Raw genomic sequence first — 23,150 nt, 5'->3', positions numbered from 1 at the left:
TTCAGTCCTTGAAGTACACCAGTTGATGGGTGGTGGCCAGCGGACTGCCGTCGGCGCCCCATAGCTGTGCGGACTGATCGAAGTAGCCGCCGCCGAAATGCTGGCCCCGGGCGGTGGCGAGCAGCGGACGGTCGCCGTGGGCGGCGAGCGTGGCGGCATCGGCGTGGAAGTAGACGGTGAGCGAGACGGTACCGGCGGCGACCATCCGGCCCTGCCGCACCATCACCCGCGGAATGAACACATCCGCCAGGGCCGTCAGCGCGGGAAAATCCAGCGGGCGAGCCGGGAGGTCCCGCACCCACAGCGTGGTCGTGGAGGTCGGCTGTTCCCGCGGTTTTGCAGTGATCGGCCCGCCGCCCTCGACGAACCGCATCTCGTAGTTGCGCATCCACACCGGAAATTCCGGCGGTGGTGCCACGGGCACCGACTCGGCGGGCGGTGCGGCGGGCGGTGCGATCTCGGTATCGGACCAGGTGGGCCGCCGGGCGCCGCAGACGACGGTGGCGGTGGTGGTCACCGCGTCGTCCTGGCTCAGCGTCAGCATCCAGTGCTGGGTGCTGCGATTGGTGCGCACCGGCCGGCTGTCGATCGTGAAGGGTCCGTCGGCGATCGGGCCCGCGTAGTTGACGGTGATCGACACCGGTTCTGCCGCGCACCGCGGATCGTCGAGGACAGCGCGCACGGCGGTGGCCGCGGTGACGCCGCCGAAGGGGCCCACCATATTCGAATACGACGCCGCGGTACGGGCCAGGTAGCGGCCCGTGCCGGCGGGCGCCGGCGCGGTGGCGAGATCGAACGGGTGGGTGCCGAGATCGGTCCGATTCACGAGCGGGTACTCCTTGTCCGGGAAGGTGGGGTCGTGGCGGGGGCCGGGATCGCGGCCTGCAGCAACGATTCGAGCCGGTCGCCGATGCGGTCCAGGGCGGTGGTGCTGCGTTCGGCCCGGCACATCGCCACGCTGCCCTCGAACGCCGCGATGATCAGGGTGGCGGTGCGTTCGGCCACCGCCTGCTCGGCGCCGTCGTCGCGCAGGGATTGCGTCAGCAGATCGGTCCATCGGGCGAAGGCGGCCGCCGCCGCCTCGCGGGGGCTGCCCTCGGCATCCGGCACGTCCTCCACCGATACCGCCAGCACGGGACATCCGGCGCGAAAATCGCTGTCCAGCAGATTCTTTCGCCAGCGACGCAGGAACGAACGCAGGCCCTCGACCGAGCCCTTGCGCAATTCGCGCGACAGCGTCGCCGCGGTCAGATCGCCGGCGAGGGCGACGGCTTCGGTGGCGAGTTCGGCCTTGCCACCGGGGAAGTAGTGGTAGGTCGAGCCGAGCGGAGCGTCCGCGAATTTGGCGAGATCGCGCACACTCGTGGCGGCGAGACCGCGCCGGCGGATCATCTCGGCCGCGCCCGCCACCAATTTCGCGCGCGAATCATCCGGTGTGCCGCTCATATCTTCCACCTCCCTATAACGTCCGTCATAGCGTAGCTCGTTCCTATAACGATCGTCATAGGGGTGTCCGACGAGGTTCCAGCGGAGCCGGGGCGAGTCTGGTTCGATGGACGGTGTGACCCTGTTCGTCGGGACTTCCGGCTGGCAGTACCGGGACTGGCGCGGCGTGCTCTATCCGCCGGGCGTACCGCAGCGGCTGTGGCTGGAACGGTATGCGGCCGCCTTCGCGACCGTCGAGAGCAACAACGCCTTCTATCGGCTGCCCAGTCGCGAGGTCTTCGCCGCCTGGCGGGAACGCACGCCGGACGATTTCGTCGTGGCGGTGAAGGCCAGCCGCTTCCTCACCCATGTCAAACGACTACGCGAGCCGGCCGAGCCGGTGCAGCGGCTCCTCGAGCACGCCGCCGGCCTGGGCGACCGGCTGGGTCCGATCCTGGTACAGCTGCCGCCGACCCTGCGGGCGGACGCGACGCTGCTCGACGACTGTCTGCGACAGTTCCCCTCGACGGTGCGCGTGGCTGTCGAACCACGCCACGAGTCGTGGTGGACACCGCGCATCCGCGCGGTGCTGGAGGAACGCGGCGCCGCGCTGTGCTGGGCGGATGCGCGCTCGCGCCCGGTGACGCCGTTGTGGCGCACCACCGACTGGTCGTATCTGCGTCTGCATTCCGGGCTGGCGCGGCCGCAACCCCGGTACGGCCGGCGCGCGCTGACCGCATGGGCGCATCGGCTGGCGGACACCTTCGGTCCCGCCGACGGGTACGTGTACTTCAACAACGACCCGGGCGGCGCGGCCGTCCACGACGCCGTGGTGTTCGCCGGGCTGGCGCGAGACGCCGGGCTGACGGTGACCCGCACCGACGTGTCCACCTGACGGACCGGCGGATCACCCGAGCTGGTCGAGGAAGGTCCGCGGAAGGGCGATGGCGGGAGTGCCCGCGGAATGTCGCCCCGCCTCGCCCGAGAGCCGCCGGACGACGGCGATCAGTGCCGGGCCCTCGTCGATCAGCGGGCGCACCAGTCCCGCTTCGACGCAGCGGCGCAGCGCCGGCGCGAGCACCGCCTCGGCCTCCTCCGACCTGCCCACGTTCTCGAGGCAATGCGCGAACAACAGCGTGGCGCACAGGGCGGCGCGCGGGCGCGCGGCGGCGTCGATCGACTCGCGCAGGGCGCGGGCGCGGGGGAGCGCCCGCTCGGGATCCGCGCGCAACAGCCACCGGACGGCCGCTTCCTCGGTGAGGTCGTGAATCGTGGTCGCCACGCCGTCCCGCGCCCCGCGGGGTGCGGGCGGCTCGCCGGGGCCGAATTCGACGAACCCCAGCCGGATTCGCTCGAGTTCGATGCGCGCCGACAGCCGCGGCAGGGTGTGTGCGGTGGCGACCTGGGTGCCGTCGGCGAGTAGTCGCCGCGCTGCCTCACGGTCCCCGCGCAGCGCCTCGATGCGCGCACCGGTGCCGTACACCCCGGTCAGGAAATCGACTGTGCCGCCGTCGAATCCGAATTCCACCGCCACGCCGAGCAGATGGTGCGCCTCCGCGATCTCGCCGCGGTCGTAGAGGAAATCTCCGAGTGCTGCCGAGGCCAGGCGAGCGGTGAGGGAACTCTCCCCGGTCGTGGTGCGCGCCAGATGCAGCGCCGTGCGGAAGTGTTCCTCGGCCGCCTCGCTGTCGAGTTGTTCACGCGCCGCCATCCCCGCGAAACAGTGGCTGTACATGATGCTCAGCGCCCCGGTGATGTGCCGGAAATAGGACCGGCCCCACCGGTGCCATTCGTGGACGCGGTCGAAGTCGAACCGGTGCAGGGCGGTGAAGGCGCCCAGGTTGGCTGCCGCCGCCAGCACGAACGGCGCCAGCGAATCCGCGCGGGCGCAACTCTGTTCGACGATGTCCTCCAGTCCGTCGAGGTGATCGGCGAGCGCTGCCTCCACCCCGCACAGAATCGACGCCTCGACCGCGAGATCGGATTTCCCGTGTCCCGGAGGCTGTTTCGCCGAATCGGCGGCCAGCGCCAGCTGCAGTGCGGTGTGCATGCGGCTCGGCCGCCGCAACAACACCGCCGCCCAGGCCAGAGCGATCTGCAGAGTCGGATCGGCCGCGGCGTCGGTGACGGGCAGTTTCGCCGCCAGCGCCGCCAGGGTGGCCAGATGCGAATGCTGCACCAGTTCGCGGGCGTGCGCGGAGACCAGAGCCACCGCGCGTCCGGGGTCGCCCGCCGCCATCGCGTGGTCGATCGCTTCGCTGAGCATGTCGTGGGCGGCGAACCATTCGGCGGCGCGGCGGTGCAGGTGCGGTACCAGTTCGGGGTGGTCGCGCTCGAGTCGCTGGCGCAGGAAATCCGAGAACAGCGTGTGATAGCGGAACCATTCGCCGTCGTCGTCGAGGCGGCGCAGGAACAGGTCCCGCCGCTCGATGTCCTCGAGCAGCGCGCGCCCCTGCGGCCGTCCGGTCAGTTCCGAGGCGAGCGAGCCGCACACCTTGTCCGTGACAGCGGTTTCCAGCAGTGCGGTCAGCACATCGGGTTCGAGCGCGTCGAGCACGTTGTCGGTCAGATATTCGCTGATCGCCAGATGCCGCCCGGACATGGTGGCGATCGTGCTGCCCGGATCCTCGCGCCCGCGCAGCGAGATCGATGCCAGTTGCAGCCCGGCGACCCAGCCGTCGGTCCCGGTCCGCAGCCGGTCGATATCGGCCGCGTCCAATGTCAGCCCACCCACCCGGGTCAGGAAGTCCGCCGTCTCGTCCTGGTCGAAACGCAAGGCGGCGGAGTCTATTTCGATCAGATCGTCGCGAACGCGGATGGCCGAGAGCGGAAGTCCGATCATCTCGCGGCTGGTGATCAGCAGTTGCAGATGGTGGCAGGCGTTGTCCAGCAGGAAACGCAGTGCGGCGGTGGTATCGGCGTCGGTGACGCGATGCCAGTCCTCGATGATCATCACGATCCGTTCGCCGTCGGCGTGGATGCGGTTGATCAGTGTGGTCAGCACATAGCGCATCACATCGTTGCCGTGTTCCTCGACGACGCGCAGCAGTTCGGTGGTCAGGGCGGGCCTTGCCCGGCCGACGGCTTCGATGAGGTGCAGCAGGAACCACACCGGATTGTTGTCGTCGTCATCGATGTTGAGCCAGCAGGTGGCGACCCCGCGGCTCACCATCCGCTGCCCCCACTGGGCGGCGAGCGTGCTCTTGCCGAAACCGGCCGGCGCGTGGACGACGATCAGGCGCGGCCAGCGATCGCGATCCATCGAATCCAGCAGGCGGGGACGGCGCACGAGCGGGCGCGCGGGGAGCGCGGGATGGAATTTCGTCTCGGCGGTCGGCGGTACCGTCACCGGGTCGGCCGGGGGAAGCAGGCCGAGCCGGGTCGGTTCGCCGACGCGATCGGCGGCGGCTGCCGGTTCGGCCGCGGGAGGCTCCGGTGCCGGGATCGCCATCTCGTCCACGCGGAGACCGCGGTGACGCTGCAACTGCTGCGCCCGCTCGCCGAGCTCCGCCGCGGAGACCGGGCGCTGCGCCGGGTCGGCGGCCATACTGTCCTCGATCAGTGCGCAGATGTCGTCGGGAATGCCGCCGGGACGCAGATCGGGAATCGGTTCCTCGGTGATGCGCACGAATTGGGCGACCAGCCGCTCACCGGAGCGGCGCTGGAAGGCGGCGTGGCCGGTGAGCATGCAGAACAGGGTGGCGCCCAGGCTGTAGATGTCGGAGGCGACCGTCGGGGTGCCGTCACGCAGCACCTCGGGAGCGGTGAACGCCGGTGACGCGGTCACCACGCCGGTGGTGGTGCGGAAACCGCCCTCCACCCGGGCGATACCGAAATCTGTCAGCTGCGGTTCGCCGTAGTCGCTGAGAAGTACGTTGCCCGGCTTGATGTCTCGATGCAGGATGCCGGCGCGGTGCACGGTTTCCAGCGCACCGGACAGTTTCACCGATATGCGCAGCGCGGCAGTGACATCCAGGGGGCCGCCGTGCTGGATCCGCTGTTCCAGCGAGCCCTTCGGGTGGTACGGCATCACGAGATAGGGCCGCCCGTCGCCGGTCGTGCCGACCTGCAGGATCGCGACGATGTTCGGATGTTCCGGGAGCCCGCCCATGGCCCGCTGCTCGCGCAGGAATCGCTCGAGATTCTCATCGCCGAATTCGGATGTGGCGGTGAGTACCTTCACCGCGACGGTGCGTCCCAGTGCGAGTTCGCGGCAGCGATAGACGACGCCGAATCCGCCCCGTCCGATGATGTGCGCATCGGCGAACCCGGCCGCCCGCAGATCGTCATCGATCACCAGGGAGCGGTCGCGCTGGGTTGCCATGGAATCCTTGTCGGCCATCGGCACCGTTTCCGTCTGTACTGCTTCCGCGGAGCCCGTCGCGCTGGCATGTCAAGTATAGGCGCGGCCTGCGCGTATGCCGTGGCCGAGACCGTTCGCTGACCCGGTGGCCGAACCCGCAGGCGACGCAACGAGATTCGCGTGCCGGGCGGGGGCGGGACGGGCCACGGGGGATGGTCACCGTCGGGAGGCTGCTGGCATGCTGTCGATATGGCCGACATCCGCTGGGAAATCTCCGACTCCATCGCCACCATCACGCTCGATCGCCCGCAGCAGCTCAACGCCTTCACCACCGCGATGGGCGAGGAACTGATCGCCGCCTTCGACGAGTTCGACCGCGACGACCGGGTGCGCGCGATCATCGTCACCGGGGCGGGGCGCGCGTTCTGCGCGGGCGCGGATCTGTCGGCCGGAGCCGAAACCTTCGCCGCCGAGGCGACCGATACCTTCCGCGACGGCGGTGGTGAGGTGGCGCTGCGGATGTTCGAATCACAGAAGCCGATCATCGCCGCGATCAACGGCCCCGCCGTCGGCGTCGGCATCACCATGACCCTGGCCGCGGACTTCCGGCTCGCCGCCGACACCGCGCGCATCGGATTCGTGTTCAATCGGCGCGGCATCGTGCCGGAATCGTGCTCCAGCTGGTTCCTGCCCCGCCTGGTGCCATTGCAGACCGCGCTGGACTGGGTGTATTCCGGCCGGTTGGTCGAGGCCGACGAGGCGTTGGACGCGGGCCTGTTCTACGCCCTGCATCCGGCCGGCGATCTGCTGGACCAGGCCCGGGCGCTGGCGCGACGGCTCACCGAACATTCGGCGCCGGTCTCGGTGGCGTTGTCGCGGCAGATGCTGTGGCGCGGCCTCGGCGCCGACCATCCGATGATCTCGCATCGCGTCGAATCGCGCGGTATCAACCAGCGCGGTGCCAGCGCCGACGCCCGCGAAGGCGTGTCGGCCTTTCTCGAGAAGCGGCCCGCGCAATTCCCCGACAGCGTCGAGCGCGACCTGCCCGATGTGTTCGCCGGTGACCTCGCGACTCCGCCCTTCCGACCCGCCTGAACCGACCGGTGCCCCTGGAGGAACGCATGATTCGCTGGAGCTGGATGTACATCGACCGGCCCGCCGCACGTTTCGACGACGCCTTCGCCTTCTGGACAGCGGTGACCGGCACCGGGCTGTCGGCCCGCCAGGGTGAACACGGCGAGTTCGCGGCTCTCGACCCGGCGACGGGTGACGCCTACCAGGCGGCGCAGGCGGTCGGCGGGGACGGTGGCGCCCATCTCGACCTCGATGTCGCCGATCTCGACCGCGCCCGCCGCGCGGCGCGTGATCTCGGCGCGATCCTGGTCGCCGATCACGACACCTGGTCGCTCGCGCGGTCCCCGCACGGGCTGCCGTTCTGCCTGACCACCGGCGACGGGCGGCATATCCCCGCGCCGTTGACCGGACCCGACGGCAGCCTCAGCCGGGTCGATCAGCTCTGTTTCGACATCCCGCCGTCCGGCTACGACGGCGAGGTCGAATTCTGGGCCGCGCTCACCGGCTGGCCCGTGCGGCGCACCGGTCGCGCCGAGTTCACCCGGCTGCTCGTCCCCGCACACCTGCCGGTACGGATCTTGATACAGCGCCTGGACAGCGAACAGGAGCCGGGCGCCCATATCGATATCGCCTGCTCCGATGTCGAGGCGGTGGCGACCTGGCACGAATCGCTGGGCGCCCGGCGCGCGCACCGCGGCGCACAGTGGCTGGTGATGAACGATCCGGTGGGCGGGGTGTACTGCCTCACCGAACGAGACCCGTTGACCGGCAAGGTGTTTCGGCGCGGCTCGCGCTGAGCGGGTCCGCCGCGGGCGGGCGGCGGGGTGCCGGTCCCCGGACCGGTTGCGGCGCGCCGGTGTGGATCGGCGCATCCTGGAAGGGACTGGCGCACCGACGACGCGCCCGGCCCCGGCGATGCCGCGGGCTCGGGCAGAGGAGGGCAGATGACCGGCCAGCAGCCGCACACGGACGGCCCGCGCACCGTCGCCCAGAAGTTGATCGAGTCCCATCTGGTGTCGGGCCGGATGCGCCCGGGGGAGGAGATCGCGCTGCGCATCGACCAGACGCTCACCCAGGACGCCACCGGCACCCTGGTGATGCAGGAACTCGAGGCGCTCGGGCTCGACCGGGTGCGCACCGAACTCAGCGCGCAATACGTCGACCACAATCTGTTGCAGACCGACGACAAGAACGCCCAGGACCACGAATTCCTGCTGTCGGCCTGCCGCCGGTACGGGCTGTGGTTCTCGAAACCGGGCAACGGGGTCTCGCACCCGACCCATATGCAGCGTTTCGGCAGACCCGGCGTGACGATGGTCGGCTCGGATTCGCATACGCCGGCCGGTGGATCGCTGGGCATGCTCGCGATCGGCGTCGGCGGTCTCGAGGTGGCGCTCGCCATGGCCGGTGAGCCGCTCTACATCACCATGCCGCAGATCTGGGGCGTCGAACTGACCGGTGAACTGCCGCCCTGGTGTTCGGCCAAGGATGTGATCCTGGAGATGTTGCGCCGCCACGGCGTCAAGGGCGGCGTGAACCGGATCATCGAATATCACGGTCCCGGCCTGGCGGGACTCACGGCGATGGATCGGCACGTGATCGCCAATATGGGCGCCGAACTCGGCGCCACCACCACGGTCTTTCCGGCCGACGACGCGGTGCGCGAATTCCTGCGCGCCGAGGATCGCGCCGCCGACTTCACCGAACTGCGGGCCGACGAGGGCGCGACCTACGACCTCGACGAGCACATCGACCTGTCCGCGATCGAGCCGCTGATCGCCCGGCCCTCCTCACCCGGGGACGTGGTACCGGTGCGGGAGGTCGCCGGGGAACCGGTCGCGCAGGTGGTGATCGGGTCGTCGGCCAACCCCGGGCTGCGGGATTTCGCGATGGCCGCAGCCATCGTCTCCGGCCGGCAGACCCACAGCGACGTCAGCTTCGACGTCAATCCGTCCTCGCGGGAAATTCTCGAGGATCTGACCAGGATGGGCGCCACGTTCGAACTGATCCGCGCCGGGGCGCGCCTCCACCAGTCCGGATGTATGGGCTGTATCGGCATGGGGCAGGCGCCGGCCGTCGGCCGCAATTCCCTGCGCACCATGCCGCGCAATTTTCCGGGACGCTCGGGCACCGACGAGGACTCGGTGTGGTTGTGTTCGCCGGAGACCGCCGCCGCGTCCGCGCTGACCGCGACGATCACCGATCCGCGCGATCTCGCCGACGAGCTGGGCCTCGACTATCCGGTGCTGGAACTGCCCGCACACGCGTCGGTCAACACGGCGATGCTGGTGCCGCCGCTGCCGGTGGCCGAGGCGCGCACGGTGGAATTGGTGAAGGGCCCCAACATCTCCGGCCTGCCGGATTTCGATCCGCTGCCGGATGTGATCGAGGCGCCGGTCCTGCTCGTGGTCGGCGACAACATCTCCACCGACGACATCTCCCCGGCCGGAGCGCGGGCACTGCCGTTCCGCTCGAACATCCCCAAACTCGCCGAATTCGCTTTCACCCGAATCGATCCGGACTATCCCCGGCACGCGGCCGAGATCTCCGGCACCACCGGACATGTCGTCGTGGGCGGAGACAACTACGGGCAGGGCTCCTCGCGTGAACATGCCGCGATCGCGCCGCGATATCTGGGGCTGCGGGCGGTGATCGCGAAATCGTATGCGCGCATCCACTGGCAGAATCTGGCTAATTTCGGCATCGTCGCCCTCGAATTCGCCGATCCCGCCGATTACGACCGCATCGGGGTGGGTGACGTGCTGCGTATCGAGGGGCTGCGGGCTGCCCTCGCCGCCGGTCCCACGATCACCGCCCACGATGTCACCGCGAACGTGGATATTCCCCTGCGCCACCGGCTTTCGGAGCGTCAGGTGGAAACGGTACTGGCCGGCGGCATCATTCCGCGGCTCGCGGCAGCGCAGGCGGCGCGCGAGATGTCGGATCGCTGAGCGTTTCTATTCGATGAGTTTTTCGCTCTTCAACCAGTCGTAGGCGACGTCGGCGGGATCCTCGCCGTCGATATCGACACGGCCGTTGAGTTCCTGCATCAGATCATTGGTCAGCCGCTCGGAAATCGTGCCCAGCAACTGACGCAACTGCGGATAGCGGTCCAGGATCTCCCCGCGCACGACGGCGGCGCCGCTGTAGGGCAGGAAGAACTTCTTGTCGTCGTCGAGCACGACGAGATTCAGATTCTTCACCCGGCCGTCGGTGGTGTAGATCATGCCGAAATTGCACGGTGCGCTCTTGGCCGTCGCGGTGTAGACGACGCCGGCGTCCATCCGGGTGACGTTGCCGGTGGGCACGCCGTTCGGATCGTTGTAGGGGATACCGTATTTCTGCAGCATCGGAATGAAACCGTCGGCGCGGCTGAAGAATTCGTCGTCGACGCAGAACGTGCGGTCGCGCACCGGCAATGCCGCCACATCCGACAGCGACTTCACCCCGAGCCGTTGCGCGGTCGGCGTCGACACACCGAAGGCGTAGGTGTCGTTGAAATTCGCCGGCGGCAGCCACTCCAGGTTGTGCTCACGCTTCTCGATATCGTGCACGCGCTGCCAGAGTTCCTGCGGATCGGAGATGGTCTCGGTTTCGTTGTGGTAGTTGACCCATCCGGTACCGGTGTACTCCCACAGGATGTCGGCGTCACCGTTGAGCTGAGCCTGCCGCGACGACGCCGAACCCGGTGCGCCGGTCAGATCGGTGATCTTCGCGCCGGCCGCGGCCAGATAGGTCGCGGTGATCTTGCCCAGCAGTACGCCCTCGGTGAAACTCTTCGACGTCACCACGAGTTTCGCGCCGTCGAGCGGTCGCTGCCCGCCGGGCAGGCTCGCATCGCGGAAGGTGCCCGACGAGCTGACCAGCCCGCAGCCGGCGAGCATCGACACCGTGAGGACGATCGCGCACAGTGCCAGGGCCCGTACCGACCTCATGACACACCTCGCGGAGTCGCGGCCAGTTCGACGAGTCTGCCCAGCCAGTCGATGATCAACGCCAGCAGTCCGACCAGAATCGCCCCGGACACGAGCAGTTTCGGCAGGAACAGGGTGACGCCCGTCGTGATCAGGGTGCCGAGACTGGTAGCGCCGATGAAGGTGCTCAGGGTCGCGGTGCCGACCAGGATCACCAGGGCGGTGCGCACCCCGTTGAGGATCACCGGCACCGCGAGCGGCAACTCCACCCGTACCAGGGTGCGGGTGGCGGAGAACCCGATCCCGCGCGAGGCCTCGATGGTGCGCTGATCCACCTGGCGCAGGCCGATGATGGTGTTCTGCAGGATCGGCAGAATCGCGTACACCACCAGACCGACGACCGCCGTGCGGAATCCGGTGCCCAGCCAGAAGGTGAACAACACCAGCAGTCCGACCGCCGGCGCCGCCTGGCCGATATTGGCGATGTTGACCGCGATCGGCTCCAGGCGTTTCAGCGCCGGCCGGGTCAGCGCGATACCCAGCGGAATCGCGACGACGACCACGATCACGGTGGCCACCACGGTCAGCTCGATATGCGACCAGATCGTGGTCTGCAGGTTGGACCAGGCCAGCGAGGCCTGCTCGGTCGGGGTGAACGTCGTCGACCGGTACCAGACGATGTAGCCGATGCCGATGACGAGGATGATCAACGGCTCGAACCAGACGTCCATCGGCAGCCGGCGCAGGCGGGTCATGACTGCCCGGCCGATTCGTGCTCGTCGTCGTCGGCCGCGACCACCGGGGTCGGCGCGGGATCGGTTCCGTCGACGTAGGTTTCGTAGGAGGTGTCGTGTTCCTCGGAGCGCACGTCGGCGAGTGCGGCCTGGATGGTCTCGGTCACCGCGCCGATGCCGATCGAGCCGACGACCGCACCGCGTCCGTCGGTGACCAGGGCCGCGCCCTGACTGGCCGCCAGCATCGCGTCGAGGGCGTCGTTGAGCGTCGAGGAGCGCGCGACGACCGGCAACCGCCGATCGAGGTAGTCCGACACCTCCGGTTTGCTCGCCAGTTCGGAGAGCGAGGGCCACGACCGCGGCCGCCCGGCGGCGTCGACGACCACCACCCAGGTCTGGCCGGCGGCCCGCGCGCGCTGGATCACCGCCTGTGACGGCTCGCCGATGCGGGCGGTGACCACGTCGTCGAACTCCACATCGCGCACCCGCTGCACGGTCAGATAGGCGAGTTTGGCGCCGGAGCCGACGAATTCCTCCACGAAGGGCGTGGCCGGTGCGGTGAGGATTTCCTCGGGCCGCGCGTACTGTTCGACATGCCCGCCCTCGGACAGGATCAGCACTTTGTCGCCGAGTTTGGTGGCCTCCTCGAAATCGTGGGTGACGACGACGATCGTCTTGCCGAGTTCGTGCTGAATCCCGATCAGGCTGTCCTGCAGGCGAACTCGGGTGATCGGGTCGACGGCGCCGAACGGCTCGTCCATCAGCAGCACCGGGGGATCGGCGGCCAGCGCCCGCGCGACTCCGACGCGCTGCTGCTGGCCGCCGGACATGTCCTTGGGCAGTCGGTCGGCGAATATTCCGGGATCCAGACCGACGAGTTCGAGCAGATATTCGGTGCGTTCGGCGATCCGCTTCTTGTCCCAGCCGAGCACCCGCGGGATCGCGCCCACGTTCTTGCGCACCGACCAGTGCGGGAACAGGCCGCCGGATTGGATGACGTACCCGATCGACTGCCGCAGTTTGTCCGGGTCCTCGCGAGTGACGTCGCGCCCGCCGATGAAGATGCGGCCCTCGGTCGGCTCGATCAGGCGGTTGATCATCTTGAGGGTGGTCGTCTTCCCGCACCCGGAGGGGCCGACGAAGGCGACGATCTGTCCCGCCTCGATCTCGAGGTCGAGGCGGGCGACGGCCGGCTTGTCCTGGCCTTTGTACCTCTTGACGACCGAGTCGAGGACGATGGACGCCCCGGTGACATTGCGTTCCGGCGTCGCCGGTCCGGGCCGGTCGGTCACAGCGTCGGTCATGAGAGTCCTTCGGCGATGGTGAGGCGGCCCAGCAGAACGAGTAGCGCGTCGAACACCAGCGCCACGATGACGATGAGGATGGTGCCCGTGGCCGCGGTCTCCAGCGCGTTCGCGCCGCCCAGTCGCGACAGGCCGTTGAAGATCAGCGATCCCAGGCCCGGCCCGAGAACGTAGGCGACGATGGCGGCGACACCGACGATCATCTGCGTGGAGACCCGGATACCGGTCAGGATCACCGGCCACGCGATCGGCAACTCGACGGTGAGCAGGATGCGGGTGCGGGAAAAACCTATTCCGCGTGCGGATTCCACCACCGAGGGCGGTACCGAGCGCAACCCTACGATCGCGTTGCCGATCACCGGCAGGGCGGCGAAGAACGCCAGCATGATGAACGACGGGACCACACCCAGCCCGAACGGGACCAGCAGCAGGGCCAGCAGCGCCAGCGACGGGATGGTCAGCGCGACCCGGCTCGAGGTGAGCGAGAGCTGCGACAGCAGTGGCAGCCGGTAGACCGCCATCGCGATGAAGACGGCGACGATCGTGCCGACCAGAACCGTCTGAAACGCCAGTGACGCATGCTGATAGGTGAGGAAGGCCAGAGTGTCACCCCGCCCTCGGATGTAGTTCCACAGGTTCACGGGACTCCCATCGTCAGCCCTCTGCCGGCACCTGTCCGCGCGCCGCCACCGGGCGCAGGTTGGTCAAAGACTAAATGACAGTACGGCTCCGGTTCCGCACGCCGCGCTGGCCACCAGCCTTCATGCCGCCCGCGGCAGCGACTGCGGATGGGCATAGGCCGCAGCGTCACCGGAGATCACCGTACTCGGGCGGCCGTCGACGCCGACGGGTACGGCACCGGCCAGCGTGATGCGGGTGAGCCGGCGGTGTTCGGCGCCGTCGTAGTCGTCGATCGCGTAGTGCTGGGTGGCGTGGTTGTCCCAGATCGCCACATCGCCGGGCGCCCAATCCCAGCGCGTGGTGTGCTCGAGCCGGGTCACCCGATCCTGGAACAGGCGGAACAGGGCCCGTGATTCGGCGGTGGACAGGCCGACGATCTCCTTGACGAAGCAGCCCAGCAGCAGCGCGCGTTCCCCGGTCTCCGGATGGACGTGCACCACCGGATGTTCGGTCTCGAAGTAGCGGGACTCGAATTCGGTTCGGTACGAACGGGTTCCGGCATCGGGCCGGTCGTCGGCCTCGGCGGCGTAGTCGTAGCGGTTGGTGTGGCGGGCGCGCAGATTCTCGGCCAGCACGCGCAGCGGTTGCGGCAGCGAGTCGTAGGCGGCGACGGTGGAGGCCCAGGTGGTGGATCCGCCGTAGGACGGCAGGGACACCGCGCGCAGGATCGAGGTTTTCGGCACGCGGTCGACGAAGGTGACGTCGGTGTGCCAGACGTTGGAGCGGCCGTGCTGTGAATCGATGGCCAGACTCTTCACCCCCGCGGAGGTGAGTGTCGGATGCGGCGTGGTGGGCGTGCCGAGCAGTTGCGCGAATTCGTACTGCCCGTCTTCGGTGAGGTGGTCCTGGCCGCGGAAGAAGATCACCTTGTGCCGGTGCAGGGCCGAGCGGATCGTGGCGATTGTGCCGGTGTCCAGCGCGCCGCCGAGGCGAACTCCCTCGATCCGGGCGCCGATGTGGTTACCCAGCCGGACCACTCGCACCGCGGTATCGGTTGCCTCGTCGACGGACATCGCACGACCTCTCTTCCAGCCTGTCGGACGTGCGGTAGATAACCATCCGCCGGCCGGGTCCGGCCAGCGTTACGGTCACCGGGATCGAAATCCGGTGGTCTCAGGCCCGGCCGCGGGCCTCGAGCTTGCGTTCCAGGCCGGCGATCACGAGGTCGACGTCGAATTCGAACTGCTCGCCGACCCGCCCGGCGCTCTCGCGTGTGGTCGCCACCTGCCGCAGAAGTGGAAACTCTTCTCCCACTTCCGCATTCAGTGTCCGCGCGACGTGTTCGGCCTGCAGGTCCACATGGCCCCGGTTCGCCTCCGTGGATTCGCGCGCGGCCGAGTACGCGATATCGGCGAGCAGCCGCAGGGTGCGCCCGGCCTCCATCGGCTCGAATCCGGCGGAAACCAGCGATTGGAAGATCCGCTCGATCTCCGCCAGCGTCGACAGTCCGCCTCGGCCACGGAATCGCACGTGGTAGATCAGCACCCCGACCTGGGTGAGGGCTTCGGCGACCGCGGCGGCGAACAGGTGCAGCAGCTGCCGCCAGTCACCGTCGGCGGACAGGTCGAGGCGGCGGATCTCGGTTTCGAAGGCGTCGAGTGCGACCAGTTCCAGTAATCCGTCGCGGTCGCTGACGTAGTAGTTCAGCGATTTGCGATCCACGCCCAGCGCGTCGGCGACCGCTTTCATGGTGAGTGTTTCCGGCGGCAGCGCGCGTGCGGCGGCGACGATGCCATCCCGGCTCAGCCGGGGCGGCCGCCCGCGCCCGCGCCGCGATGTCTGCACGATTCCAGCCCCGGATTCGGTTGTCTTCCCGCCGCTCACCCCTCCCAGGCTACGGATGCCGTCGGCGGGTCCGGACAACCGGACCGCACGCCTTCGCCGTCGCCGGGGACCTGTCCGCACTGGGCGAACCGGCGCGCGAGTGGGCCCACCGGTATATCGGCAGCGCGCGCACCGACGTCCGGTTCTGGGGCGAAACAGATTGCGGCGACACATCTTTCGCGCAGGCCTCGCCGACGCCGTACGTGCCGGGCCGGGCGGCGCGAGCCTTCAAGGCCTATGCGCTGGAGGCCGTGGGCATGCGGCCACCGGCCCGTGATGTCGAATCCTTTCGCGCGGTGGTCGGTGCGGTGGCCGCAGGGTCGGGTGGTGCGCACGTTGGCTGCCGGTTGACGCACGCGTTACCGGACGGCCGCGATCGCCCCGTCGAGGGCGCGCTGCATCCGGGTGCCGACGACCCGGGTGATCTGGGCCGGTCGCTCCGGGAAATCCGGCAGCGGCTCGTCGAGGTAGAACGTGGCGCGGCCATCGGGGCCGTAGGTCAGGCCGAGGAAGACGAAAACCGGTGCCGCCCCGGCGTTCCGGGCGCGCGCGGCGATGTGGCCGATGCCGGTGCCGATGGTCTGCACCCGGGCCGGATCGGTCTCGTTGCAGGTCCCTTCGGGGAACAGCGCGAGGTCGTCGCCGTCGACCATGCGCCCGACGCAGACGTCCATCAGCTGCTGACCGGCGGCGTAGGCGGCGCGCGCGCCGTGATCCTTGCCGCGGAACACCGGGATGGCGCCCATGACGTCGATGCGCGAGCGCTGTCCCGGTTCGATGAACAGTTCGTCCTTGGCCAGCACCCGGATGTGGCCGATCCGCGGCCGGAACACGCTGCGCCAGGCGAAAGCGGCGACGGTGCGTGGATCTTCCACGCTCACATGGTTGATCGCGATGATCATGCGGCGGTTGTCCCGGATCAGCTGCCGGATCGCCGCGCGGGCGCCGTCCGCATAGCGGACCGCCGGGCGTTTGCGATAGGCGGTGATCGCGTAGAACAGGCGCGCGCGGGTGCGGGGCGCCCGGTGGGTGCGGTAGTACTCGTAGACGGCGTCGCGATTGTCGAATTCGACCGACGGGGGTAGGGCTTCGGGATCGGCGGTCGAGATCGGGGCGTTCATTCAACCTACGCTACCGTAACCTACGGCTACGTAGGTAGTGGTCCGCGAACGCGTTCTCCGCGAGCGGGCGAAGCGGCCACGCGCGTGATTACCCTCGGATGCGGGAAGGTGACCGGCCATCCCGCGTTGTGGGTGCCCGGCGAGACGGCCGACCGAAGGGAGCAGCGCGATGGCGAGGACACGACCGCGAGTCCAGGTCCGGCGGATCTACGACGATCCCGATCCCGACGACGGGATGCGAGTTCTGGTCGATCGCCTGTGGCCGCGCGGGATGAGCAAGGAGAACGCCCACCTCGACGAATGGTGTAAAACGATCGCGCCCTCCACCGAACTGCGCACCTGGTACGGCCACGACCCCGCCAAATTCGACGAATTCGGTCGCCGCTACCGGGAGGAACTGCGCGATCCGGAACGCGCCGCCGACCTGGATCATCTTCGCGAACTCGCCGGGCGCGGCATGCTCACTCTGCTGTCGGCCACCAAGCGGATCGACATCAGCGAGGCAGCGGTGCTCGCCGATCTGGTCGAGAAGAAGTAGGCGCCCCATTGAGGCGGACCCGCATGGCCGGGCCGCGCGATCTCACAGCGGATTCGCGGTGTGCCGTACGGTCCAGGCCGGGCCGCGGCTGTGCAGTGTGGTGGCGCTGAGCGGCGGAATGTCGATGCGCCAGAACGATTCCGGCGGCGCGGCGAGGGCGAGCAGGACGCTCGCGCGGACGATGGCGGGATGGGTGATCGCGACGATGCGGCGTCGGTCCGTGACCACCGTGCCGAGCCAGCCGCGTACCCGGTCGAGCAGGTCGGTGAGCGCTTCACCGCCGTGGCCGCGGTAGCCGGGATCCGTCATCCAGGCTGTGAGGTCGGCCGGGTCCAGGGTGTCCATCGACCTGCCCGCCCAGTCGCCGCAGTCGAGATCGCGCAGGGCGGGTTCGGTGGTTGCGCGCAGGCACAGCAGGGTGGCGGTCGCGGTCGCCCGCAGTTCCGGGGCCGCCAGTACCCGGTCGGCCCGCGGCACCGCCGGGGAGGCGGCGCCGCGGGGCGGCTCGTCGAGCGGTTCGTCGACCGGGAAGCGGGCCGACCGCATCGCCGCGGTCATGCCGTGGCTGATCAGCGTGAGCCGGGTGACGGTCGCGCTCATACCGCCGCTGCCGGCGCGGCCGCGGCGGAGTCGTCCGCGCGCCGGAACAGCCGCGGCGCCAGCGTCGCGAAACCCACACCGATGACCGACCACAGAATGACCTGTGCGGCAAGGGAATAGAAGCGGAAGTAGTACAGATCGTCGGCGGGGAAGCCCGGATAGACGATCCGGCCGCTCGAATCGGTGAGCGGCCGCGGTGTTTCGGTGGCCGCGTCGCCCAGGGCCCGGTTGGCGGCCAGATGCCCGAGTGAGGGCAGCAGCGCCGCGATCGCGGTCACCACGACGACGAAGGCCAGGCCCGCGGCGATGGTCGCCGTCCAATTGCCCAGGCGCGCTTGCAGTGTGCGGCCCAGCCACACGGCGCCCACCGCGCAGGCCGCGGCGATCGCCACCATCAGCAGGTACAGGCCGGTGCGTTGCCCGATCGTGTCGGGATTGCCGATCGAGGGCGGATTGGTCGGATACTTGAAGAACGGCACGGCATACAGCACGCCGAACATGCCGCCCGCCACGCACAGCGCGAGATTGCGCGGGCTCAACGAGCCGACGCGGCCCACGAACAGGCAGTATACGACCGCGAACAGCGCACCCATCGCGGCGCCGAACACGATCATGCCGAAGCCGACGCCGATACTCGCCTGCACCGACCGGGTGAACAGTTCGCCCTCTTCCATGCCGGCCATCGTGTGACCGGCGGCCTGCTCCAGTGTCGTATGCGCCTCGTCGCGCCCGCCCTCGTAGGCGATGGCGCGATCGATGATCGGCTCGGCCAGAATCCGGGCGAACACGAAGGCAAGCAGTCCGCCGATGGCGCCGACCAGCACGCCGCGGGCGATGATTCGTTTTTCCATTGTGGGAGATCGATCCTGCGGTCAGTGGCAGGGGTAGCCGAGGAAATGCCGTGCGTCGTGGACGAATTCGTGAACGTGCATATCGTCGCCGAAGATCGAGACCGCGCCCTGATCGATACCGATGAAATAGAGGGCGAGCAGCGCCAGGACGGTGGTGCCGCCCAGCCACAGGGCCGTCGTGGGAATGGAGAGTCGCATCGACTCCAGGCCGGACCGGGGAACATAGGACGTCGCCATGTGACTCTCCTCCGGGGATTGCGCGTCCCCGCTCGATGGTGGTTACCACGCGATCCGAGTATCTGACTCGCTTTCCGCCCGGCGGAAGGCTCACAGTGGCGCGACCGTCCCGGATTTTCGCCGGGTTCCTCGAATCGTCGCTCGCACAACCATACGAAATCGCGGTCCGGCCGGTCAATCGGCTGGTTGCGAGATCGGGTCGTGACCGAAATGTCAGCGCCGTCATCGCTGTGAGAGGAGGATTTCAGGGTAGTAACCGAAAAATAGCCATCGGTCGAAGGGTGGGTTCACATGAGCGGATTGCCGCGGTATGCGGCGATGCTGGCGACGGCCGGCGCTCTGCCCGCCGACAGTGCGGCGTGGGCGTACGAGGTGAAATTCGACGGTATCCGCGCCATCGGTTACGTGGATCGGGACCTGCGGCTGATCTCGCGCAACGGCAACGACGTGACCGCTGCCTGGCCGGAACTCGCCGACCTCGCCCCGGCGGCGCCGCCGATCGTCGTCGACGGCGAAATCGTCGCCTTCGCCGCGGACGGGCGTACCTCCTTCGCCGCACTGCAACCGCGCATGCACCAGCGCAATCCGGCCATGATCCGCGCACTGACCCGCTCGGTGCCCGCCACCTACCTCATCTTCGATCTGCTGCACATCGGCGACCGGCCGCTGATCGATCTGCCCTACGAGCAACGCCGCCGTTTGCTGGAACAACTCGGCCTGCGCGGCCCGAACTGGCGCATCCCACCCGGGCTGACCGGCACCGGTGCCGACGTCCTCGCCGAATCGGCGCGCTTGGGGCTCGAGGGCATCGTGTGCAAGCGCCTGGACAGCCCGTATCTGCCCGGCCGGCGCAGTCCGCTGTGGACGAAGGTCAAGAATGTCAACGATCAGGAGATCGTCATCGTCGGGTGGCGGCCCGGCGCGGGCCGGCGCGCGGGACGCATCGGCTCACTGCTCATGGGTGTGCACGACGAGACCGGGGAATTGGTCTACATCGGCAATGTGGGCACCGGCTTCACCCAGGCCATGCTCGATGATCTCCAGGCCAAGCTGCGGCCGCTGCGGCGGCAGACGCCGACGGTCGCGGCGCCGGTGAAGGACGCGATCTGGGTGGAACCGGAACTGGTGGGCGAGGTGTCGTTCACAGAGCGGACCGGGGACGGGCGCTTGCGTCACCCGTCCTGGCGCGGGTTGCGGCCGGACAAGACGCCGGACGAGGTCAACGCTCCCGGGTAGCACGGCGCCGACGACGATCCGGCGTGGGTCGATCTCTCGTCGTCCGGATTACATGGGCATCATCGGGAACATCATGTTCCACATGTTGCGCAGCATCCCCATCATCTGCATGCACATCGTCGCTCACCTCCTGCCCTGCCTGCGGTGTGAATCCCCCACAGATCTCACGCGGTGATGAAACGCGTGGTTCAGGATGTGGCCGGGGCGTCCAGGGACACTCACAGGTCCGCGCCCCAGCGGTCGACCGGGTCGCTGCCACCGACACCGGAGGCGAACTCCCGCACCCGCAGACGCCCACCGGCGTCGGACGCCAACGGCGGTGTGGCACCGCCGGATCCGTGACTCATACCGGTCAGGACCTCGCGCAGGGCGGAGACGGCGTCGACTCGTGGTGCCCAGCCGAGATCGCGCCTGGCGCGGGTGGTGTCCATGATCGGCAGGCGCATCATCGCGTCGAACAGTTCGGGCGGGGCGGGGACCAGGCGCAGGCGCCAGCCGACGGCCAATGCGGCGCGCACGGCCCCGGGCGGTAAGGAAACCGTCGGCGCATCGAACAATGCGCCGAGTTTCGCGCGATCGATCACCGGGTCGGCGGCCAGGTTGAACGCGCCGTGCACGCTCGGGTCGACGACGGCGAGACTGTAGGCGCTGCCGATGTCGTCGGCGTGCACCGCCTGCAGCCGCAGACCCGCCGGCACGGGCAGCACCGGGATCAGCGGAGGGCGCAGCACGCTGCCCGGCACCAGCGGGCCCGCGAACAGGCGGCGCTGTTGGCTGGCGGAGGCCTCCTGGAAGGTGAAGGCGGGGCGCATCCGCACCACCCGCCGGTCCGGATGTTCGTTCTCGAACAGGTCGAGCAATCGCTCGACATAGGCCTTCTCACGCATGTACCCGGCTGGCGGCCAGCCTTCCGTGGACCAGTCCTCGCCGACCGGATCATCATGGTGCACAGGGGAATACGCGCCGACCGACGATGCGTACACCAGCGACGGAACGCCGGCCTGCGCGACCGCGCGCAAGACCCGTTCGGTTCCCTGGACGTTCGCGCGCCAGGTTTCGAGCGGGCGATGCGTCGGCTGGAACACCCACGCGAGATGAACTACCACATCGGCGCCGCGGAATTCGGTGAGCAGATCGTCGCAGCGCATATCGGCGCGCGCCCACCTCACTCCCTCGGCCGGCTGCCGCGGCAGCCGCCGGGCCAGTCCGACTATCGCGTCGATCTCCGGGCGCCGGGCCAGCGCGGACACGACCGCGGTGCCGACGTTCCCGGTGGCTCCGACCACGACCACACGCATGTCCGTCACCTCCCCGCCGGCGAAGGCGACTGTGCCGCTTGGAGTGCGCGCGCCCGCGCGGTGAAGTCGATGCGGAAGTTGTCGAAGGTGATCGGCAGCGCCGCCCCGGGGGTGGGCCGCGGGTGCGAGCGCAGCTCCAGATCCAGTTCATCGATCAGATGCGCCAGCACGCTCGTGGTGAGGAACAGGACCAGATCGCGACCGGGACACCGGGCCGGCCCGGCACTGAACGGCACCAGCTGCGGGTACCGCTCGGCGCGTCCGTCGAGCCAGATATCGGGTTCGAAGGTGTGCGCGAACGGCAGGGTGTCGGAGTCGCGGTGGAAGGCCGGTACCGGGATGAGCAGGGCCGCGCCCGCCGCCACGGTGAACCGGTCGTCGCCGCGGCCCCATGCGGTGTCCTCGGTGGTGTCGCGCAGTATTGCCGGGGTCGTGGGCCACAGCCGCAGCGACTCCAGGATGCAGGCACGCAGATACGGACGCGGCATGGCGCGCTCGGGCTCCTGCGCGTCCAGCCGTGCGCGGGCGAGCTGCTCGGGATGCGTGGACAGTACGGCGAGGGCGCGGATGGTCGCCATACCGGCGGCGTCGAAGGCGAACAGCCAATGCGGGATCTGGCCGACCGGATCGACCGTGCCCGCGGCCGGCAGTTGCGTCAATGCGCCTGCGAGACTGTCGGTTTCGGCCGACTGCACGTAATCGTAGAGTTGCTCGTAGAAGCGCTCGCGCAGCCGTCGATGCGGACGCGCGAAGTAGGACCAGTTGCCCGCCGCGCGCAGCCGCCACAGCCGGTCCGTGATCGAGTCGTCCTCGCGGGCGCGGCGGCCCAGCACGATCCGGCGCACGAGTCGCCACCAATCGGTGGTGAAGTGCGCCGCGTCCAGCCCGCCGCGCTGCATCGCGGTGCGGATCTGCTCGCGGGCGGCATCGGCGACCACCCCGGCGAACGGATCGGCCAGATGGTGCAGCGGCCGGTCGGTGTCGAGCGCCTGTTCGTTCAGGCGGCGGCGCTGTTCGCGGGCCGCACCCTCGGAGATGAGCACCCCGTGCGGCTGGAAGGTACGCAGTGCGGCGATCTTTTCCCGATTGGCGGGATGGAACGGAGTCGGCGCGCCGTCGAGTATCCGCGAGACGTCGGCGGGATCCAGCGGCACCAGCACCCGCCGCCCCGGCAGCACCAGTTCGACCGGCCCGCTGCCGAATTCACGCCGCAGCCGGTGCATCCGGCGGACCGCGCGGTCATCGGCGCCGAGACGTTCCAGCACCGCCATCATGCCGCGGCGCCGGGCGATCACCCCGGCGGCGACCGGTGCCAGGCCCAGATCGGTCAGTGCCGCCGCGGCGCGCGATCCGGTCAGCCGGTGGGCGGTTCGGCCGAGGGCCGGCGTGGGGCCGGCAGGGTCGGCTGGGCTGCGCGAATCGGTGTCGCCGTGCGGATCGGGTTCGCGGTGCACATCGGCCTCCTTTGGTCCTCAGCGACCGCCTACCCGGGAGGGATCGGGCGAAACGAGCGCCTGGGCACCGATCGAATATTCGCGGAGGGGCCGGGTAGTGCCGGGGTGACGAGTGCACGACGAACGGGCCGGAGGTGACGATGGCACGCGAGGTCAATCCCCGATGGAGTGACCCGCCGAGTTTCCGGCGGGCGGTGCGGTACGTGGTCGGTGTGCTGGTGGTGGCGGCGATCGTCGCCGGGGTGGCGCTGGGGTGGGCGGCCTCGCGGGAGCAGTGCGCCGACGCCGATCACGTGGCCTGCGATACCGCGTCGCGGCTGGCCGTCGGTCTGGTGCCCGGAATCGTGTTGTTACTGGGCGGGATCGGCGCGTTCGTCATCACCGTACGGCAGTGGCGTGGCGGACGGCCGTGGCCGGTATGGCAGGGCGCGGGCTGGTTCCTGTTCGCGGTGATGGTGGTGTATCTGGCGATGGCGATGGCCGCAGGCTGAACCCGGCCGCTCGTTTGGAGCCGCTGGCAGCGGGTAGGTCGTGCACGCAAGCAGTCGCCTAGGTG

22 protein-coding genes and 1 riboswitch are annotated in these 23,150 nt (G+C 69.2%); of the genes, 7 read left to right on the top strand and 15 right to left on the bottom strand.

All coding sequences use genetic code 11. From position 1 onward, the window contains the following. Nucleotide 1: 1 nt before the first annotated feature. Both C8258_RS02715 and C8258_RS02710 read right to left on the bottom strand, forming a co-directional pair. Nucleotides 2–826 carry an acyl-CoA thioesterase gene (locus C8258_RS02715; RefSeq protein WP_369974690.1) on the bottom strand — a complete coding sequence of 275 codons (825 nt, stop codon included), beginning with the start codon at nt 824–826 and terminating at the stop codon, nt 2–4. Next, a complete protein-coding gene (locus tag C8258_RS02710; RefSeq protein WP_106954023.1) occupies nt 823–1,446 on the bottom strand; it encodes a TetR/AcrR family transcriptional regulator in 624 nt (207 codons plus the stop codon). The genes C8258_RS02715 and C8258_RS02710 overlap by 4 nt, the downstream gene beginning before the upstream one ends. Before the next feature lie 115 nt (nt 1,447–1,561). Here C8258_RS02710 and C8258_RS02705 point away from each other — a divergent pair, with 115 nt between their 5' ends. Continuing rightward, nucleotides 1,562–2,320, top strand: a complete 759-nt coding sequence (locus C8258_RS02705) for a DUF72 domain-containing protein (RefSeq protein WP_106954022.1) — start codon at nt 1,562–1,564, stop codon at nt 2,318–2,320. 12 nt (nt 2,321–2,332) lie between these two features. Here the strand turns inward: C8258_RS02705 and C8258_RS02700 are convergent, their stop codons facing one another. Next, the gene (locus tag C8258_RS02700) at nt 2,333–5,749 is read right to left on the bottom strand and encodes a serine/threonine-protein kinase (protein ID WP_233224832.1); all 3,417 of its coding nucleotides are present in this window, start codon (nt 5,747–5,749) and stop codon (nt 2,333–2,335) included. A 228-nt stretch (nt 5,750–5,977) separates the two neighbouring features. Between C8258_RS02700 and C8258_RS02695 the strand changes: the two genes are divergently transcribed. From C8258_RS02695 to C8258_RS02685, 3 genes are all read left to right on the top strand, one after another. Then, entirely contained in the window at nt 5,978–6,823 is an 846-nt protein-coding gene (locus C8258_RS02695; RefSeq protein ID WP_106953678.1) for a crotonase/enoyl-CoA hydratase family protein, read from the top strand. Between the two features lie 26 nt (nt 6,824–6,849). Beyond that, nucleotides 6,850–7,599 (top strand): VOC family protein, encoded by a 750-nt coding sequence (locus tag C8258_RS02690; RefSeq protein WP_106954021.1) that lies wholly within the window; start codon nt 6,850–6,852, stop codon nt 7,597–7,599. A gap of 147 nt (nt 7,600–7,746) precedes the next feature. Continuing rightward, the gene (locus C8258_RS02685; protein ID WP_106953677.1) at nt 7,747–9,753 is read left to right on the top strand and encodes an aconitate hydratase; all 2,007 of its coding nucleotides are present in this window, start codon (nt 7,747–7,749) and stop codon (nt 9,751–9,753) included. Nucleotides 9,754–9,759: 6 nt separating this feature from the next. On the opposite strand, the gene C8258_RS02680 is transcribed toward C8258_RS02685, so the two are convergent. The 7 genes from C8258_RS02680 to C8258_RS02650 form a co-directional block, all read right to left on the bottom strand. After that, entirely contained in the window at nt 9,760–10,737 is a 978-nt protein-coding gene (locus tag C8258_RS02680; protein WP_106953676.1) for a glycine betaine ABC transporter substrate-binding protein, read from the bottom strand. Next, nucleotides 10,734–11,471 (bottom strand): ABC transporter permease, encoded by a 738-nt coding sequence (locus C8258_RS02675; protein ID WP_030513812.1) that lies wholly within the window; start codon nt 11,469–11,471, stop codon nt 10,734–10,736. The genes C8258_RS02680 and C8258_RS02675 overlap by 4 nt, the downstream gene beginning before the upstream one ends. Next, entirely contained in the window at nt 11,468–12,754 is a 1,287-nt protein-coding gene (locus C8258_RS02670) for an ATP-binding cassette domain-containing protein (RefSeq protein WP_063064319.1), read from the bottom strand. Before C8258_RS02670 ends, C8258_RS02675 begins: the two co-directional genes overlap by 4 nt. Then, nucleotides 12,751–13,395 carry an ABC transporter permease gene (locus C8258_RS02665; protein ID WP_106953675.1) on the bottom strand — a complete coding sequence of 215 codons (645 nt, stop codon included), beginning with the start codon at nt 13,393–13,395 and terminating at the stop codon, nt 12,751–12,753. The genes C8258_RS02670 and C8258_RS02665 overlap by 4 nt, the downstream gene beginning before the upstream one ends. Nucleotides 13,396–13,515: 120 nt before the next feature. Beyond that, nucleotides 13,516–14,448, bottom strand: a complete 933-nt coding sequence (locus C8258_RS02660; protein WP_106953674.1) for a TauD/TfdA family dioxygenase — start codon at nt 14,446–14,448, stop codon at nt 13,516–13,518. A gap of 100 nt (nt 14,449–14,548) precedes the next feature. Next, a complete protein-coding gene (locus tag C8258_RS02655) occupies nt 14,549–15,259 on the bottom strand; it encodes a TetR/AcrR family transcriptional regulator (RefSeq protein ID WP_158271199.1) in 711 nt (236 codons plus the stop codon). Between the two features lie 359 nt (nt 15,260–15,618). Next, nucleotides 15,619–16,380, bottom strand: coding sequence for a 1-acyl-sn-glycerol-3-phosphate acyltransferase (locus C8258_RS02650; protein ID WP_106953672.1), 762 nt, complete (start codon nt 16,378–16,380; stop codon nt 15,619–15,621). 169 nt (nt 16,381–16,549) lie between these two features. On the opposite strand from C8258_RS02650, the gene C8258_RS02645 reads away from it, so the two are divergent. Beyond that, nucleotides 16,550–16,918, top strand: a complete 369-nt coding sequence (locus C8258_RS02645) for a DUF488 domain-containing protein (RefSeq protein ID WP_106953671.1) — start codon at nt 16,550–16,552, stop codon at nt 16,916–16,918. A 42-nt stretch (nt 16,919–16,960) separates the two neighbouring features. Here the strand turns inward: C8258_RS02645 and C8258_RS02640 are convergent, their stop codons facing one another. The 3 genes from C8258_RS02640 to C8258_RS02630 are packed head-to-tail and all read right to left on the bottom strand — an operon-like array spanning nt 16,961 to nt 18,606. Next, complete coding sequence (locus C8258_RS02640; protein WP_106953670.1) at nt 16,961–17,518, bottom strand: histidine phosphatase family protein; 558 nt, start codon at nt 17,516–17,518, stop codon at nt 16,961–16,963. After that, nucleotides 17,515–18,369, bottom strand: coding sequence for a CbtA family protein (locus C8258_RS02635; RefSeq protein ID WP_106953669.1), 855 nt, complete (start codon nt 18,367–18,369; stop codon nt 17,515–17,517). The genes C8258_RS02640 and C8258_RS02635 overlap by 4 nt, the downstream gene beginning before the upstream one ends. Nucleotides 18,370–18,390: 21 nt before the next feature. Beyond that, nucleotides 18,391–18,606, bottom strand: coding sequence for a CbtB-domain containing protein (locus C8258_RS02630; protein ID WP_036510848.1), 216 nt, complete (start codon nt 18,604–18,606; stop codon nt 18,391–18,393). A 33-nt stretch (nt 18,607–18,639) separates the two neighbouring features. Further along, nucleotides 18,640–18,785: riboswitch (cobalamin riboswitch) on the bottom strand. A gap of 112 nt (nt 18,786–18,897) precedes the next feature. On the opposite strand from C8258_RS02630, the gene ligD reads away from it, so the two are divergent. Continuing rightward, entirely contained in the window at nt 18,898–19,842 is a 945-nt protein-coding gene (gene ligD, locus C8258_RS02625) for a non-homologous end-joining DNA ligase (protein WP_233224831.1), read from the top strand. A 218-nt stretch (nt 19,843–20,060) separates the two neighbouring features. On the opposite strand, the gene C8258_RS02620 is transcribed toward ligD, so the two are convergent. Together C8258_RS02620 and C8258_RS02615 are read right to left on the bottom strand one after the other, a co-directional pair. Continuing rightward, entirely contained in the window at nt 20,061–21,140 is a 1,080-nt protein-coding gene (locus C8258_RS02620) for an NAD-dependent epimerase/dehydratase family protein (RefSeq protein ID WP_106954019.1), read from the bottom strand. 5 nt (nt 21,141–21,145) lie between these two features. Beyond that, a complete protein-coding gene (locus tag C8258_RS02615; RefSeq protein ID WP_199195576.1) occupies nt 21,146–22,498 on the bottom strand; it encodes a cytochrome P450 in 1,353 nt (450 codons plus the stop codon). 236 nt (nt 22,499–22,734) lie between these two features. Between C8258_RS02615 and C8258_RS02610 the strand changes: the two genes are divergently transcribed. Then, nucleotides 22,735–23,085, top strand: a complete 351-nt coding sequence (locus C8258_RS02610; RefSeq protein WP_036510966.1) for a hypothetical protein — start codon at nt 22,735–22,737, stop codon at nt 23,083–23,085. Nucleotides 23,086–23,150: the final 65 nt, after the last annotated feature.

It is taken from the genome of Nocardia sp. MDA0666 (assembly GCF_003023875.1).
Lineage (GTDB): Bacteria > Actinomycetota > Actinomycetes > Mycobacteriales > Mycobacteriaceae > Nocardia > Nocardia aobensis.
The sequence above is the reverse complement of the archived record's forward strand: the minus strand, read 5'-3'. Positions and strand labels throughout refer to the sequence as shown.

Bases quoted from the DNA above. Each gene is read 5' to 3' on its own strand.
- C8258_RS02675 (WP_030513812.1), bottom strand. From the start codon at position 11,471: ATGACCCGCCTGCGCCGGCTGCCGATGGACGTCTGGTTCGAGCCGTTG.
- C8258_RS02685 (WP_106953677.1), top strand. From the start codon at position 7,747: ATGACCGGCCAGCAGCCGCACACGGACGGCCCGCGCACCGTCGCCCAG.
- C8258_RS02635 (WP_106953669.1), bottom strand. From the start codon at position 18,369: ATGGAAAAACGAATCATCGCCCGCGGCGTGCTGGTCGGCGCCATCGGC.
- C8258_RS02695 (WP_106953678.1), top strand. From the start codon at position 5,978: ATGGCCGACATCCGCTGGGAAATCTCCGACTCCATCGCCACCATCACG.
- C8258_RS02680 (WP_106953676.1), bottom strand. From the start codon at position 10,737: ATGAGGTCGGTACGGGCCCTGGCACTGTGCGCGATCGTCCTCACGGTG.
- C8258_RS02640 (WP_106953670.1), bottom strand. From the start codon at position 17,518: ATGAGCGCGACCGTCACCCGGCTCACGCTGATCAGCCACGGCATGACC.
- C8258_RS02650 (WP_106953672.1), bottom strand. From the start codon at position 16,380: ATGAACGCCCCGATCTCGACCGCCGATCCCGAAGCCCTACCCCCGTCG.
- C8258_RS02620 (WP_106954019.1), bottom strand. From the start codon at position 21,140: ATGCGTGTGGTCGTGGTCGGAGCCACCGGGAACGTCGGCACCGCGGTC.
- C8258_RS02670 (WP_063064319.1), bottom strand. From the start codon at position 12,754: ATGACCGACGCTGTGACCGACCGGCCCGGACCGGCGACGCCGGAACGC.
- C8258_RS02690 (WP_106954021.1), top strand. From the start codon at position 6,850: ATGATTCGCTGGAGCTGGATGTACATCGACCGGCCCGCCGCACGTTTC.
- C8258_RS02630 (WP_036510848.1), bottom strand. From the start codon at position 18,606: ATGGCGACGTCCTATGTTCCCCGGTCCGGCCTGGAGTCGATGCGACTC.
- ligD (WP_233224831.1), top strand. From the start codon at position 18,898: ATGAGCGGATTGCCGCGGTATGCGGCGATGCTGGCGACGGCCGGCGCT.
- C8258_RS02645 (WP_106953671.1), top strand. From the start codon at position 16,550: ATGGCGAGGACACGACCGCGAGTCCAGGTCCGGCGGATCTACGACGAT.
- C8258_RS02700 (WP_233224832.1), bottom strand. From the start codon at position 5,749: ATGGCAACCCAGCGCGACCGCTCCCTGGTGATCGATGACGATCTGCGG.
- C8258_RS02710 (WP_106954023.1), bottom strand. From the start codon at position 1,446: ATGAGCGGCACACCGGATGATTCGCGCGCGAAATTGGTGGCGGGCGCG.
- C8258_RS02610 (WP_036510966.1), top strand. From the start codon at position 22,735: ATGGCACGCGAGGTCAATCCCCGATGGAGTGACCCGCCGAGTTTCCGG.
- C8258_RS02660 (WP_106953674.1), bottom strand. From the start codon at position 14,448: ATGTCCGTCGACGAGGCAACCGATACCGCGGTGCGAGTGGTCCGGCTG.